The sequence below is a fragment of the Serratia sp. CoH_134_PS_4 genome, from assembly GCF_058190535.1.
Genome location: NZ_JBXWKI010000004.1, coordinates 234,191 through 249,768, shown reverse-complemented (window position 1 = coordinate 249,768; position 15,578 = coordinate 234,191). Strand labels below are relative to the sequence as shown.

The following is a 15,578-nucleotide window of genomic DNA, read 5'->3' as shown; positions in this document are numbered from 1 at the left end:
GAGACCGAATAAAAAATGCCAATCGGGCTTAGCCGATCGGCATTAGGCCTGGCGCCGGTGTTTTTTTATCGCTTATCTTCCGGTTCGTCGTCACCAGAGGCGCGGGCTTCAATGCGCAGGCTGCTGTCATTCAATCGTTCTTCCTGCTCATCGCCTGCGGTGCGTGCCAGTATCTCGCGGATATCCTGCATTTTGTTGCTCAGGGTACTCAGTGCGGGTTGCAAAGTGCGGCTCAGACGGCTTTCGTCCAGTGAGGCGCTGTGCAGGCAGCCGACAAACATCAGAGCAGCCAGTAGGGTAAACAGTCGGTGGCGTAATTTTTTCTGCAATCCTCTTTTCCTTCAGCGGGCGATAATCAGCGCATTAACGCTGTTTTTATGCCGAAAGAAAAGAGGTCTGAGACATCCGTTGCCCATAGGTTGATAGTCATTACCGGCAGAAACAGTTACGTCAGTCTGCGTCAGGAAATCTCTGTTGCCTGCCGCATTTGGCTGAGCATGCTGCGCATGTCGTTGCCGGTTGGCATCTGATGCACCCGCAGATCGAATTCGTTAATCACCGCCAGAATATGGTCAAAAATATCAGATTGAATACTTTCGTATTCCGCCCAGACCGTGGTGTTGGTGAAGGCGTAAATCTCCAGCGGCAATCCCTCCGGCTGCGGGGCTAGCTGGCGCACCATGAGCGTCATATTTTGATGGATACCTGGGTGAGCGCGCAGGTATGCCACCAGATAAGCACGTAATGTGCCCAGATTGGTCAGACGGCGGCCGTTGAGTGGAGAACTGAGATCTACGGCAATCTGCTGATTATGCTGGCTCAGCTCCTGCGTTTTATCGTTCAGATAACGCTGCAGCAGCGGATTGCGGTTCAGCCGCTGTTGCTCTTCGTCCGACAAGAAATGTACGCTGGTGGTATCGATATTGATGCTGCGCTTAATGCGGCGTCCGCCGGACTCCGACATTGAACGCCAGTTTTTAAAGGAGTCGGAAATCAGGGCATAAGTCGGAATCGTCGTGACGGTGTTGTCCCAATTGCGTACTTTTACCGTGGTCAGACCGATGTCGGTGACCGCGCCATCAGCGCCGTATTTCGGCATTTCCAGCCAGTCGCCGATGGTCAGCATATCGTTGGCGGAAAGCTGAATACCGGCCACCAGACCGAGAATGGGGTCTTTAAACACCAACATCAGCACTGCGGTCATCGCCCCCAGGCCGCTGAGCAGCAGCAATGGCGATTTGCCCATCAATAGCGAAACAATCATGATGCCAATCAAAATGGCGGCGACCAGCTTTAGCCCCTGAAAAATACCGCGCAACGGTAACTGGTTTGAGATCGGGCTTTGGCGCAGCATTGCCAACAGCGTATCCAGGAGGGAAAACAGCGACAACAGAGCGAAGCCCATGATCCAGACTTGTGCGGCGGTGACGATAATCGCCTGTGTCTGGCTGCCTGCGTGCAGCCACAGTACCGCCTGCACATTAATGATCACCCCTTGTAGTAGCAGAGCCACGCGCTGGAAGAGTTTGTATTGGGTAAGCGCTTGCTGCCATACCCGTTGCGATTGTTGACCACGACGTTGGATCGCCGCCAATACGACGCGATGCAACACCAGGTGGATCACCACCGAGATCAGCACGATCAATCCCAGCACCATGAGCAGAGACATCACCCCACTGAATTCCAGCCCAAACTTCTCCAGCCAAAGGGTTATCTGTTGTTGCATTACGGCTCCTTAAAAAATGCGCAAGAAATATCCAATACACTCAAAAGACGTTAGCCTAATGGCTGCGGGCCATAATGTGCGCCTGTTTACCCTTTTTTACATAGGGTCGCCGCTGACTGACTGACGCTCTCCACCCCCCGGCTCCTCCCCGAGTTTGCAGGCCAGAGAGGAGGGGGACTTGCACTCAACGTGGCATTGTTCGTGGCATTGAATAACGTCGTCGATTTCGTTTTGTACAGCAGGAGAACAGTATGCTTAATGCCTGGCATCAACCGGTCCCGCCCTTTGTGGTAAAAAAGGGACAACGCCTGGATATCACGCTCTGGTTACAAGGGGATGATCTGCCCGAACGCGTGTTTTTACGTGCCGAGCCGGACAATGAAGAATGGCTGTTGATCATGAAAGTGCAGCGCGTTGATGGCATGTCTCGCTATCAGGCCAGTCTGACGCTAAATGAAGGAGAACCGACCCGCCGTTACTGCTTCAAGTTGGTTTGGAACGATCGCCAGCAATGGTTTGGGCCACAAGGGGGGCTGGTTACGCCACCTGCGCAATTGGCGCAGGTGGCGGTCGATGTGCCTGATAGCAGCCCGGACTGGGTGGCGGATCAGGTCTTTTATCAAATTTTCCCCGACCGTTTTGCCAGTAGCGGTGGTGAGCACGGCATTCAAAACGGGAGCTATCGGCATCATGCAGCGGGTTGTGAGGTTGTGCGCCATGACTGGGAACATCCGTTGGAGGACCGTCATGCCGCGTCCACCTTCTATGGTGGCGATTTGGATGGTATCAGCCAAAAGCTGCCTTATCTGCAGGCGTTGGGCGTAACGGCACTGTACCTGAACCCGATTTTCACCGCACCGAGTGTGCATAAATACGATACCGAAGATTATTATCAGGTCGATCCCTATTTCGGTGGTAATGCCGCGTTGCAACGTTTGCGAGTGAGCACTCACAAGGTAGGGATGAAACTGGTGTTAGACGGGGTGTTTAACCATACCGGCGATTCACATCCGTGGTTTGATCGTCACCAGCAAGGTGAGAACGGCGCTTGCCACCACCCAGACTCGCCGTACCGTGGTTGGTTTAATTTCTACCCGGATGGCCGCGCGCTTGATTGGAAAGGCAATGCCAGCCTGCCAAAACTCAACTTTGCCGAACCGCAGGTTGCGGAGGCGATTTACCGGGGGGATGGCAGCGTGGTGCGCCACTGGCTACGCCCGCCGTACAGCATTGATGGTTGGCGACTGGATGTCGTACATATGTTGGGGGAGAACGGCGGTGCTACCGGCAATTTGCAGCATCTGGCGGGTATTTATCAGGCGGTAAAACAGGAAAATCCACAAGCTTACGTATTGGGTGAGCATTTTGGTGATGCACGCCGCTGGTTGCATGCCGGCGTGGAAGATGCAGCAATGAACTACATGGGGTTCGCTCTACCGGTACGAGGGTTCCTTGCTGGGCTGGACGTCGCACACCATCCGGTGCAGATGGATGCTGCGGACTGCGCCCAGTGGATGGATGGCTACCGAGCCGGGCTGCCACATGGCCGCCAACTGATCCAGTTCAACCAGCTCGACAGCCACGACACCGCACGTTTTCTGACGCTATTGCAAGGCAATCAGGCGCGCATGCAGATGGCGGCGGTGTGGCTGATGAGTTGGATCGGCGTGCCGTGTTTATATTATGGCGACGAGATTGGCCTGGATGGTGCCAATGATCCCTTCTGTCGCAAGCCTTTCCCGTGGGACGAAAGCCAGTGGGACCAGCGCTTGTTGGCCCTGTGCCAGCGTATGGCGGCATTGCGTAAACGGAGCCTGGCGCTGCGCCGCGGTGGTTGTCAGGTACTGCACGCCTCCGGTGAAACGTTGGTGTTTGTGCGCATCTATCAACAGGAGCAAGTGCTGGTGGCGTTACAGCGTGGAGGCAGTGGCGCAGTGACCTTGCAGCATAGTCCACTGCTGGCCGCAGGCAAATGGCAACGGCTGGAAGGGGACGGCGAGTTGCATGACGGGCAGAATGCTGTCTCGCTGCAATTAGGCGAGGAATCAGTGACCCTGTGGCGACGAATCGGTTAACGCTGTACAGGGGCCGGTAAACCGGCCCCTGACTGGGTTAGTGGGCGTTCACACGCCCAGTGAAATCAATAGCCTACCGCAGAGCCCGCTGGGCGACGAACGTCGTTAGCTCCGTACAGGTAGCCTTCGCGCACCTTGCCAGAGACTGCTGAGTCGTTGCCGGAGTTGGCCGGGCTGACGCCAACCGCGCCGGGTAAACCGACCAGAATCAATTCAGCTGCACCCCACGGCGTTTGCTCTACCATCTTGTAGCCCATGCCGCTGAGAAGTTTTAGCGTATCGGCCGAAACCCCACGCTGTTCGTAGTAAACCTCATCCGGCAGCCACTGATGGTGGATACGCGGCGCATCTACGGCTTCTTGCGGAGCCATACCGTGGTCGATCACGTTCAGTGCCGTCTGCAAGGTAATAGTAATGATGCGTGATCCCCCCGGCGAGCCAAGCACCATAAAGATTTTATTGTCCTTGGTCACCAGTGTTGGGCTCATTGACGATAGTGGGCGCTTACCGGGGGCAATGCTATTGGCGGTACCTTGCACCAGCCCATAGAGGTTTTTCTCACCGACTTTGACGGTGAAGTCATCCATTTCATCGTTGAGGAAGAAGCCGGTACCCGGAGCAATCACCACCGCGCCAAAGCGACCGTTGACGGTATAGGTGGTGGAGACGGCGTTACCGTCATGATCGACAATCGAGTAGTGGGTTGTTTCCGGTTTTTCGTGAGGTTCCATGCCGGGTTGGACATTCTCTGACGGCGTGGCTTTATCGGCGACGATTTTCTTGCGGATCTCTTCGGCGTAGCTTTTGCTGACCAGTCTGTCGATCGGGTTTTTGATGAATTCCGGGTCACCGAGGTAGGTATTGCGGTCCATATAGGCGTGGCGCATGGCTTCGGTCATGGTGTGAATCGCTGCCGCCGAGTTAAAGCCCATGCTTTTGAGATCGTAACCTTCGACCACGTTGAGGATTTCGCACAGTGTCACGCCGCCTGAGCTGGGTGGCGGTGCCGAAACAAATTTATAACCGCGGTAGCTACAGGTAATCGGCGGGGTTTCGGTGACGTTGTAGTTGGCGAAGTCGGCTGCTATCAGGATACCGCCACCTTGTTTGGCTGCCGCTTCTACCGCCTGCGGGATTTTTCCTTTGTAGAAGGCATCAGGCCCCCCTTTGGCGATGGCTTCCAGGGTATTGGCCAGGTCGCTTTGCACCAGACGATCGCCCGGCTGTAGCGCCGTGCCGTCTGGGCGCAAGAAGATCTTGGCGGATTCCGGATCCTGCTTAAAGCGTGCGACAGTGGTGTCGAGGATATCGGTATCGGCACGGGTCAGCACAAAGCCCTCACGCGCCAGTTTGATGGCCGGTTCCATCACCTGTTCGCGGCTCAGTTTGCCGTATTTCTTGCGCGCGGTTTCCATGCCAAGCACGGTGCCGGGGACACCCGCCGCCAGATAACCGTACAGGCTGGCGCCTTTCTTCACGTTGCCGTCGGCATCCAGATACATATTGGCGCTGGCCGCTGCCGGCGCAGTTTCACGGAAGTTAATAAAGGTATCGGTGCCGTCAGCCAGATGCACCGTCATAAAACCGCCGCCGCCGATGTTGCCGCAGCATGGGTTAACCACCGCCTGCGCATAGCCAACAGCGACTGCGGCATCAATCGCGTTACCGCCCAACTTAAGGATATCGACACCAACCTGTGATGCCAGATGTTGTGATGTCACCACCATGCCGTTTTTGGCTTCAACAGCTGGATTGGACGCAGCATACAGGCTGCTGCTGACGAGCAGCGCTGCCATGGTCAGCGGTTTGCTCCATTTTTGTAAAAACATAGTTATTCTACCCTGTCAGTTTTCTTATTGTGTTTGGCTTGCCATGTTTGCACTGCAAAGTGCGGGCCAGCCTATTGATACTAGCTACAGTTAAGGGATTACGCGGGAAACAGCCGGAGAAATGTGAGCGGAAACAAGGAAATGAAGCACGGAAAGTGGGCAGCGCGCCCTAATTTGGCGCAAAAAAAACCGGCCGCAAGGGCCGGTTGATACACTCACAGGCTGAAAATTACAGCTTGGAAGCGTTCTCGGACAGGTATTTAGCGACGCCGTCTGGAGATGCGCCCATACCTGCTTTGCCTTTTTCCCACTGAGCCGGGCACACTTCGCCGTGTTGCTCGTGGAATTGCAGCGCGTCAACGGTACGGATCATTTCGTCGATGTTACGGCCGATTGGCAGGTCGTTAACAACCTGAGCACGAACCACACCGTCTTTGTCGATCAGGAAAGAACCACGCAGGGCAACGCCTGCTTCTGGGTGCTCGATGCCGTAAGCTTTCTGAATTTCACGCTTGATGTCAGCAACCATTGCGTATTTCACTTCCCCGATGCCGCCATTCTCGACGGGGGTTTTACGCCATGCGTTGTGTACAAATTCGGAGTCGAATGAAACGCCAACCACTTCAACGCCACGCTTCTGGAATTCTTCATAGCGGTGATCGAAAGCGATCAGCTCAGAAGGACATACGAAGGTGAAGTCCATCGGCCAGAAGAACAGGACAGCTGGTTTGCCGTTCAGGTGCTTCTTGAAGTTGAAGTTTTCAACGATTTCGCCACTGCCCAGTACGGCAGCTGCGGTGAAGTCAGGGGCTTGACGAGTTACCAGGACCATAATTACTCCTGTAATAGGTGTTAAGGGGTTGATGTAAAAGCAAGGGCCAGTATAGGGGCCACGACGTGGTGAATAAAGGGTAAAAGACCAATCGATGAGATAGCTTTTACCTATCAAAGTCGGCAATTAAATTTAGCGAGCTTTAAAAATAACCTTTTCCCGCAAAAGGGCAAGGGTTAAAAAGCAATTTATTGTAAAGCGTCGCATTTTCAACGGTTTTACTTCGGCCTTACAGCTTTTTATCTTTGGCTTGTTGCATCATCAGCGGATAAAACTGCCAGAATTGTATTTCAAGCTGATGATAGTTGCGTTCCACGTCGGCGAAGGAGCCAGCCAGTGCCGCCAGGCGTGGACGACGGCTAGCCATGCCGGCCAGCACGTTGCCGATAAACGGCAGCTCTGCGTAACGCTCCAACCAACGTTCCGGCCATAAATAACCATTTAAATTCTGAAAGCGCGGTGGTGTCATCGGCAGATGCGGGGCGATCTGGTTACGGGCTTGCTGCGTGAAACCCTGCAGGCTAAGAGAGGGCTCCAATTGCTGCCAGTGACGCGCAAGGAAGTGATCCCACACGACGTCGAGTGTGATGGGGGCTACGCGCCGATGCTCATCGGTGAAGTAGTCGCGGCAGGCCTTGACCTGCGGCAGGCTGTCGGTCAATACATCGACGCGACGGTGCATCATAATGCCGGCCACGACCTCGGGAGCGTATTCGCCTGCGGGGTTGCCACGCACGAAGTCGGCCAACAAATTGCCCAGTAGTGAGCTTTCCGCCAGTGAGGCTAAATGGAGATGAGCGAGATAATTCATCGGGCAACTATACCTGAAGTCATGCAAATCCTCCTTATTTCTTGCCGCTGACCGCCCGCAGCTTTAGACTAGGCCGCCTGTTTTTTTATGACCAACATACTCGTCGCCTTTCAAGCCGCAGTGTTGTTGGCTGCACTTGCCCATCCCGGTCACTTACTCAAGTGAGCCTGCGGGGATGCGCAGGCTGGCTGCCTAACTGCAACTTGAAAGCCATCGGGTATAAACAATGAAGAAGTGAATAGAGCCATGCGCGTCGCCGATTTTTCGTTTGAACTTCCCGAGTCCCTGATTGCCCACTATCCCCAACCTGAGCGCAGCGGTTGCCGTTTGCTGCAGTTGGATGGGCCGAGCGGGGAGCTTAAGCATGGCGTCTTCACCGATCTGCTGGATAACCTGGAAGCAGGTGACCTGTTGGTGTTCAACAACACCCGTGTGATCCCCGCACGTATGTTCGGCCGTAAGGTCAGCGGCGGCAAGATTGAAGTCCTGGTGGAGCGCGTGCTGGACGATCATCGGGTGTTAGCACATGTGCGCGCTTCTAAAGCCCCCAAGCCAGGCACCGACCTGCTGCTGGGTGACGATGAAAGTATCGCGGCGACTATGGTGGCGCGTCACGATACGCTTTTTGAACTGCGTTTCAACGATGAACGCGACGTGTTCACTATCCTGAATGCTGCCGGCCACATGCCATTGCCGCCGTATATCGATCGCCCGGACGAAGACGCCGACCGCGAGCTTTATCAAACGGTTTACAGCGAAAAACCGGGTGCCGTCGCGGCCCCGACCGCCGGGCTGCACTTCGACGAGCCGCTGTTGGCTGCGCTGCGCGAGAAAGGCATAGAGATGGCGTTTGTCACCCTGCACGTGGGCGCGGGCACCTTCCAGCCAGTGCGGGTCGAAACTATTGAAGAACACGTCATGCACGCCGAATACGCGGAAGTGCCGCAGGATGTGGTTGACGCGGTGCTGGCGTGTAAAGCACGCGGCAAGCGCGTGGTAGCCGTCGGCACCACGTCGGTGCGTTCGCTGGAAAGCGCCGCCAACGCCAGTAAAGAGGCATTAATTGCCCCGTTCTTCGACGACACCAGCATCTTTATCTTCCCGGGTTACCATTACCAGGTGGTTGACGCACTGGTGACCAACTTCCACCTGCCGGAGTCGACGCTGATTATGTTGGTCTCCGCTTTTGCCGGTTATAAAAATACCATGCATGCCTATCAGCAGGCGGTGGCCGAGCAATACCGTTTCTTTAGCTACGGCGATGCGATGTTCATCACCCGTAACCCGCAGGCGGAACAAGAGTCCGTCGGCAAATAAATTTTCGAGGTATGCCCTAAATCATTGGGTATTAATGACATCAGACTGTTTCTCTGATGCTGGAGGCTTTGTGAAGTACGAATTAGACACTACCGATGGTCGCGCCCGCCGTGGCCGCCTGATTTTTGACCGTGGCGTGGTAGAAACGCCGGCCTTTATGCCTGTCGGCACCTACGGCACGGTAAAGGGCATGACGCCGGAAGAAGTGAAAGAGACCGGTGCACAGATCTTGTTGGGTAACACCTTCCACCTGTGGCTGCGCCCAGGGCAAGAAATCATGAAGCTGCACGGCGATCTGCATGATTTCATGCAGTGGCACGGCCCGATCCTCACCGATTCAGGCGGCTTCCAGGTGTTCAGCCTGGGGGCGATGCGCAAGATTAAAGAAGAAGGCGTTCATTTCCGTAACCCGATTAACGGCGATAAGGTGTTCCTTAGCCCGGAAAAATCGATGGAAATCCAGTATGACCTGGGTTCTGACATCGTGATGATCTTCGACGAATGTACGCCTTACCCGGCAGATTGGGATTACGCGAAGCGTTCGATGGAAATGTCGCTGCGCTGGGCGCAGCGTAGCCGCCAGCGTTTTGACGAACTGAATAATAAGAATGCGTTATTCGGTATTATTCAGGGCGGTGTTTACGAAGATTTACGTGATGTATCAGTAAAAGGGCTGGTGGATATCGGTTTTGATGGTTACGCTGTGGGCGGCTTGGCAGTAGGCGAGCCAAAAGAGGATATGCACCGTATTCTTGAACACGTTTGCCCGCAAATTCCGGAAGATAAGCCACGTTACCTGATGGGCGTTGGCAAGCCGGAAGATCTGGTTGAAGGCGTGCGTCGCGGTATCGATATGTTCGACTGCGTGATGCCAACGCGTAATGCCCGTAACGGCCATCTGTTCGTGACTGACGGTGTGGTAAAAATCCGTAATGCCAAGCACAAGGATGATACTTCTCCGCTGGATAAAGACTGTGATTGCTACACATGTCGCAATTACAGCCGCGCCTACTTGCATCATCTCGATCGTTGCAACGAAATACTGGGTGCTCGATTGAACACCATTCATAACCTGCGTCACTACCAACGCCTGATGGCGGGTTTACGCGAGGCCATTGAACAGGGTAAATTAGAGCTGTTTGTTGCGGACTTCTACGGTCGGATCGGTAAACCGATTCCACCTTTAACTGCCCAATAGATTTCACGTTGCAGCAAGGCGGCAACCGAATGAATCCCCAGGAGCTTAGATAGCTAAGTGGCTGGGGTGAAAGAGGAAAGCCAACACCGCCGCAGTTTGAAAGATGAAGGGTAGAAACGCTTGAATTAATAATTGATAACTTAATGAGGGAATTTCAATGAGCTTTTTCATTTCTGACGCCGTCGCATCCGCAGGGGCCCCGGCTCAGGGAAGCCCGTACTCTCTGATCATTATGCTGGTGGTTTTTGGTCTGATTTTCTATTTCATGATCCTGCGTCCACAGCAGAAACGCGCTAAAGAGCACAAAAAACTGATGGACTCGATCGGTAAAGGTGATGAAGTGCTGACCACGGGTGGCCTGATTGGCCGCGTAACCAAAGTGGCTGACACCGGCATCATCGCCATTGCGCTGAACGACACCACGGAAGTGATGATCAAGCGTGACTTCGTGGCGGCCGTTCTGCCGAAAGGTACCATGAAGGCCCTGTAATTTTGTTTTCCCTAAGGGAATTGCCGTGCTAAACCGTTATCCTTTGTGGAAGTATCTGATGTTGATTGTGGTGATCATCGTCGGTCTGCTTTATGCGCTTCCCAACCTCTATGGTGAGGATCCGGCTGTACAAATCACTGGCGCGCGCGGTGTCGCCGCCAGTGAAACTACGCTGGACCAAGTCCGTACCGTATTAGAAAAAGACAAGATCGCGAGCAAGTCGATTGCGCTGGAAAACGGCGCTATCCTGGCTCGCTTTAGCAATCCTGACATTCAGCTGCGCGCCCGTGAAGCCTTAATGGCTGAGTTGGGTGACAAGTTTGTCGTTGCGCTGAACCTGGCTCCGGCTACGCCGGCCTGGTTGGCCATGCTGGGTGCAGAGCCGATGAAACTCGGTCTGGACCTGCGCGGTGGTGTGCACTTCTTGATGGAAGTGGACATGGACACTGCGCTGAGCAAGCTGCAGGAGCAGACTATGGATACCCTGCGCAGCGAGCTGCGTGAAAAGGGCATTCCTTATGCGTCTATCCGCAAGCTGGACAACAACGGCGTGGAAGTGCGCTTCCGTGACGATGCTACCCGCGATCAGGCCATCAGCTACCTCAGCCCGCGTCAGCGCGATATGGTGTTCTCTGCCAACGGCACCAACACCCTGAAAGCCAGCTTGACGGATGCCCGTCTGAGCGAAGCTCGCGAATATGCGGTGCAACAAAACATCACTATCTTGCGTAACCGCGTTAACCAGCTCGGCGTTGCCGAACCGCTGGTGCAACGTCAGGGCTCTGACCGCATTGTGGTCGAGCTGCCGGGTATTCAGGATACTGCGCGCGCCAAAGAGATTCTGGGCGCTACCGCGACGCTGGAGTTCCGTCTGGTTAACACCAATGCGGATGCCACAGCGGCAGCCAACGGCCGTGTACCGGGTGACTCAGAAGTAAAAGACACGCGTGAAGGCCAGCCCGTTGTGCTGTACAAGCGTGTGATCCTGACCGGTGATCACATCACTGACTCGACGTCCAGCACCGACGAATACAACCAGCCGCAGGTTAATATCTCACTGGATAGCGCCGGCGGTACTGCCATGTCTAACTTCACCAAGGACAACATCGGTAAACCGATGGCGACCCTGTTTGTGGAGTACAAGGACAGCGGCAAGAAAGACGCCAACGGCCGTGCAATTCTGGTGAAACAGGAAGAAGTTATCAACGTGGCTAACATTCAGTCGCGTCTGGGCAACAGCTTCCGTATTACCGGTATTGGCAATCCGAACGAAGCACGCCAGCTTTCGCTGCTGCTGCGCGCCGGTGCGCTGATTGCGCCTATCCAGATTGTGGAAGAGCGTACTATCGGCCCAACCCTGGGGCAACAGAACATCACCCAAGGTTTGGAAGCTTGCTTGTGGGGCTTGGTGGCATCCATCGTATTTATGGTGGTGTGGTACCGTAAGTTCGGCATGATCGCCACCACGGCGCTGGTCGCCAACCTGGTGCTGATTGTCGGCGTGATGTCCCTGTTACCCGGGGCGACACTGACCATGCCGGGGATTGCCGGTATCGTGCTGACGCTGGCGGTCGCTGTCGATGCCAACGTACTGATTAACGAACGTATCAAGGAAGAGCTGAAGAACGGGCGTTCCGTTCAGCAGGCGATCCATGAAGGCTATAAAGGCGCGTTCTCCAGTATCGTTGACGCCAACATCACTACCCTGATTACCGCAGTCATTCTGTACGCAGTGGGCACCGGTTCAATCAAGGGCTTTGCGATTACCACCGCAATCGGTGTGGCGACGTCCATGTTCACCGCAATTGTCGGTACCCGTGCCATCGTCAACCTGCTTTACGGCGGCAAGCGCATTAATAAGCTGTCTATCTGAGGAGTGCGTTGTGGCACAGGATTATACTGTTGAACAACTCAACTACGGCCGTAAAGTTTATGACTTTATGCGCTGGGATTACGTGGCCTTCGGCATCTCGCTGGTGCTGTTGATCGCGTCAATCGCCATTATGTCGGTGCGTGGTTTTAACTGGGGTCTGGACTTCACTGGCGGTACCGTCATTGAAATCAGCCTGGAAAAACCTGCCAACCTCGATCTGATGCGCGACACGCTGGAAAAAGCCGGGTTCCAGGACCCGGTTATTCAGAACTTTGGCAGCAGCCGTGACGTGATGGTGCGTATGCCACCTGCGACAGGTACCGCAGGCCAGGAACTGGGTAACAAAGTGATCGGCGTGATTAACGAGTCGGTCGATAAAAACGCGAGCGTAAAACGGATTGAGTTCGTCGGCCCGAGCGTGGGCACCGAACTGGCGCAAAACGGCGGCATGGCGCTGCTGGTTGCGCTGATCTGTATTCTGATTTACGTCGGTTTCCGTTTCGAATGGCGTTTGGCGCTGGGGGCGGTTATTGCGTTGGCGCACGACGTGATCATCACCATGGGCGTGTTGTCGTTGTTCCATATTGAGATTGACCTGACCATCGTCGCTTCATTGATGTCGGTTATCGGTTACTCGTTGAACGACAGCATCGTGGTTTCTGACCGTATTCGTGAGAACTTCCGCAAGATCCGCCGCGGGACGCCTTACGAAATCATGAACGTGTCACTGACCCAGACGCTAAGCCGTACGCTGATGACATCCGGTACAACCTTGATGGTTGTTCTGATGCTGTACATCTTCGGTGGCGCGATGCTGCATGGCTTCTCTCTGGCTATGTTGATCGGTGTGTCTATCGGTACCATATCCTCTATCTACGTGGCGTCCGCGCTGGCGTTGAAACTGGGTATGAAACGCGAACACATGCTGCAGCAGAAAGTGGAAAAAGAAGGCGCAGATCAGCCTTCGATTATGCCGTGATTTGCCCGTGAGTTGAAAATACAATGCCGGTCGGTTTATTCCGACCGGCATTTTTTTGCCTATAGACCATGACTTTTGGGTTTACGGGCGCTCAATCGACGTCAGTTGGTTGAGTGAGTTCACCAGTTCCGCAAGGCTGGCTGCCTGCATTTTTTCCATCACTTTGGCCCGATGAACCTCTACGGTACGAACCGCAATAAAGTGCCGGTCGGCGATCAGTTTATTGGTCATCCCAGCGGCCACAGCACGGGCAATCTCACGCTCGCGCGGCGTCAGCGCACTGAAACGCTGTTGCAGTTGGTGGCGCTCAACCAGGCGTTGGGAGTGGGCTAACCCGCGTTCGAGCGCTTCAATCAGCGGGGCGGCGGCGATCGGTTTTTGCAAGAAATCCAATGCACCCAATTTCATTTCCGCCACCGCCATAGAAATATCTCCGTGGCCGGTGACAATCACCACCGCCAGCGTACTTTCCTGCCGGCGCAGTTGCTGATGAACTTGCTGCCCGTCCAATCCTGGCATGCGGATATCCAACATGACTACGCCACATTGGTAAAGATCGACCTTGTCGACAAACCTTTGGCTGTCGTGCCAGATCTGTACCCGGTAGTTCAGTCCCTCGAGTAAAAAGCGGCAGGCGTCGGTAACCGCAAAATCGTCATCGACCAGATGTATCAGCGCCATGGCGAGTTTCCTTTTGAATAACAGGGAAGTGCAAGGTAACGCGTAGCCCTTGCCGTTGTGAGGGAGCCATATAATTTTCCAGCGTCAGATCGCAACCCTGGCTCTTGAGCAGTTTCTGACAGATCACCAGCCCCAACCCGAGACCTTCCTGCTTAGTGCTGCGGAAGGGTACAAACGGCAGTGCCAGTTGTTCTGCGCTCAGGCCGCCGCCATCATCTTCTATGATTAGCCGTTGTTGATGTTGGTTGGTTTCCTGCCGCAAGAAAATGTGTTGGGCACCGGCTTGCAGGCTATTACTCAATATATTGGTGAGCACTTGCTCCAACAGCGTTGCCTGGCTGTACAACTGACTTTGGGCCGGGATGGCAAGGGTTAAACGGCACTGCGGGTATTGTTGTTCGATCTGCATCAATTTTAGAAGGTGTTCCACCAGTGGGCGCAGCAAGAGTGGCTTCGCGCTTTCATGTTGCGGTGTTTTACTCGCCCAGCGTCGCAAATTGACAATGCTTTCCGCACCACGCTGTGCTTGCTGGCCAATCTGTTCGAGTATCGGCAGCAGCGCATGTTGGCTATCGCTACGTTCAAGACGAATGCGGCACCCCTCCGCATAATGACGAATTGCGGCCAGCGGTTGGTTCAGCTCATGAGCAAAGCCAGAGGCCATCTCGCCCAGCGTGCTGAGCCTTTGCGCTTGAGCCAGGGCTGCTTCTCTGGCGCGTAACGTCTGATGCATCTGTTCGATCTGACGTCCACGCCGGTGCACCAAATGACCAATCCACAGATGGTTGGCGCCCAGCAACACCATCGCGCCGATAATGGCGCTGAGTAACAGCAGGTGCTGTTGCGCCCAAAGAGACACGTCCTGCCAGAGTGAGCGCTGCGTTGGGTGAATATTCAGATCATGCAGCAACTGATTGACCTGATGAGATGATGCTGGGGCACCCCAAACAGGTAAACGGGGTATGTCCATTTGCAGTAACTGGCGGGTCAACTCGTCGGCCAGCCGATCTGGCACGTGGTTTAAGGCTGCAAATGACCAATTAGGGTAAAGCTCAGTGCTCGTCAGGCAGTGCTGGCCACTGTGTTTTTCCAACAGGGCGCGGTAGCCACTGGCTTGCAGCAACCCTTCCGTTTGCATTTTTTCCAACAGGCAAACGGGCACAATCACGGCGTCCAGTGCGCCATCGCGCAACTGATACAGCAAGGCATCTGCCGGATAACCGCTGAAGTGCAGCGTCAGATCTTTTTCCGGGCGCAGACCCGCGCCAAGGAGTTCTTTATATCCCAGCAGGTAACCGCCAAATGCGTCAGCGGCGACTGCGCCAACTTTTCGACCGACGAGCTGGCTGGCGGTGGTGACAGGGCTGTCGCGCCTCACCAATATGACGCTGCCGACCACGTTGTTTGACGCCTGTTGCGACGATGGGGAGGAACGCAGTGAAACCAGCCAACGCAATGGGTAGCGGTTATCCAACTGGACGTATTGTGCCGGGTTGGTGAGCAAAAAATCGACGCGTTCGCTGCGGACTGCTTCACCCATACCGGACAGGCTCACCGGCAACAATTGAAAGCTGTCCTGGGGAAACTGACGATTGAGATGGTCGACCAAGGGTTGCCATTGGGCCAGTGCATGAGCATCACCACGCAGTGCGAGTACTGCGATAGTCCATTGTCCCGCCCAAGCCGCGTTTAACCAACTGCTCAGCAACAGGAATAGCGCCGCTCTTTTCACATCATCTCCGCTTTTATGACCTGTATCACCAGGTT

At 54.8% G+C, this 15,578-nt stretch carries 13 protein-coding genes; 6 read left to right on the top strand and 7 right to left on the bottom strand.

What is annotated here, in order from left to right:
• Nucleotides 1–65 precede the first annotated feature (65 nt).
• Together AC2FCQ_RS09510 and AC2FCQ_RS09505 are read right to left on the bottom strand one after the other, a co-directional pair.
• Nucleotides 66–329, bottom strand: a complete 264-nt coding sequence (locus tag AC2FCQ_RS09510) for a hypothetical protein (RefSeq protein ID WP_209636596.1) — start codon at nt 327–329, stop codon at nt 66–68.
• A gap of 131 nt (nt 330–460) precedes the next feature.
• Nucleotides 461–1,726: a mechanosensitive ion channel family protein gene (locus tag AC2FCQ_RS09505; protein WP_209636594.1), complete on the bottom strand. Its 1,266-nt coding sequence runs from the start codon at nt 1,724–1,726 to the stop codon at nt 461–463.
• Between the two features lie 251 nt (nt 1,727–1,977).
• Between AC2FCQ_RS09505 and malZ the strand changes: the two genes are divergently transcribed.
• Nucleotides 1,978–3,801 carry a maltodextrin glucosidase gene (gene malZ, locus AC2FCQ_RS09500; protein ID WP_490308099.1) on the top strand — a complete coding sequence of 608 codons (1,824 nt, stop codon included), beginning with the start codon at nt 1,978–1,980 and terminating at the stop codon, nt 3,799–3,801.
• A gap of 65 nt (nt 3,802–3,866) precedes the next feature.
• On the opposite strand, the gene ggt is transcribed toward malZ, so the two are convergent.
• The 3 genes from ggt to AC2FCQ_RS09485 form a co-directional block, all read right to left on the bottom strand.
• Nucleotides 3,867–5,630: a gamma-glutamyltransferase gene (gene ggt, locus AC2FCQ_RS09495; RefSeq protein ID WP_490308098.1), complete on the bottom strand. Its 1,764-nt coding sequence runs from the start codon at nt 5,628–5,630 to the stop codon at nt 3,867–3,869.
• Between the two features lie 229 nt (nt 5,631–5,859).
• Nucleotides 5,860–6,462 (bottom strand): peroxiredoxin C, encoded by a 603-nt coding sequence (locus AC2FCQ_RS09490; RefSeq protein WP_012005499.1) that lies wholly within the window; start codon nt 6,460–6,462, stop codon nt 5,860–5,862.
• Nucleotides 6,463–6,691: 229 nt separating this feature from the next.
• A complete protein-coding gene (locus AC2FCQ_RS09485; RefSeq protein ID WP_209636588.1) occupies nt 6,692–7,273 on the bottom strand; it encodes an ACP phosphodiesterase in 582 nt (193 codons plus the stop codon).
• A 246-nt stretch (nt 7,274–7,519) separates the two neighbouring features.
• Here AC2FCQ_RS09485 and queA point away from each other — a divergent pair, with 246 nt between their 5' ends.
• From queA to secF, 5 genes are all read left to right on the top strand, one after another.
• Nucleotides 7,520–8,590 carry a tRNA preQ1(34) S-adenosylmethionine ribosyltransferase-isomerase QueA gene (gene queA, locus AC2FCQ_RS09480; protein WP_490308096.1) on the top strand — a complete coding sequence of 357 codons (1,071 nt, stop codon included), beginning with the start codon at nt 7,520–7,522 and terminating at the stop codon, nt 8,588–8,590.
• Nucleotides 8,591–8,660: 70 nt separating this feature from the next.
• Entirely contained in the window at nt 8,661–9,788 is a 1,128-nt protein-coding gene (tgt, locus tag AC2FCQ_RS09475; RefSeq protein ID WP_209636583.1) for a tRNA guanosine(34) transglycosylase Tgt, read from the top strand.
• Between the two features lie 157 nt (nt 9,789–9,945).
• Entirely contained in the window at nt 9,946–10,278 is a 333-nt protein-coding gene (yajC, locus tag AC2FCQ_RS09470) for a preprotein translocase subunit YajC (RefSeq protein ID WP_004949246.1), read from the top strand.
• A gap of 25 nt (nt 10,279–10,303) precedes the next feature.
• Complete coding sequence (gene secD / locus AC2FCQ_RS09465) at nt 10,304–12,151, top strand: protein translocase subunit SecD (RefSeq protein WP_209636581.1); 1,848 nt, start codon at nt 10,304–10,306, stop codon at nt 12,149–12,151.
• Between the two features lie 10 nt (nt 12,152–12,161).
• Complete coding sequence (gene secF, locus AC2FCQ_RS09460; protein WP_209636579.1) at nt 12,162–13,130, top strand: protein translocase subunit SecF; 969 nt, start codon at nt 12,162–12,164, stop codon at nt 13,128–13,130.
• A gap of 81 nt (nt 13,131–13,211) precedes the next feature.
• On the opposite strand, the gene ttrR is transcribed toward secF, so the two are convergent.
• Together ttrR and ttrS are read right to left on the bottom strand one after the other, a co-directional pair.
• Nucleotides 13,212–13,811 carry a tetrathionate respiration response regulator TtrR gene (gene ttrR / locus AC2FCQ_RS09455; RefSeq protein ID WP_490308094.1) on the bottom strand — a complete coding sequence of 200 codons (600 nt, stop codon included), beginning with the start codon at nt 13,809–13,811 and terminating at the stop codon, nt 13,212–13,214.
• On the bottom strand, nt 13,786–15,543 hold the full coding sequence (gene ttrS / locus AC2FCQ_RS09450; protein WP_209636574.1) for a tetrathionate respiration histidine kinase TtrS: 1,758 nt from the start codon (nt 15,541–15,543) through the stop codon (nt 13,786–13,788). Before ttrS ends, ttrR begins: the two co-directional genes overlap by 26 nt.
• Between the last annotated feature and the right edge of the window lie 35 nt (nt 15,544–15,578).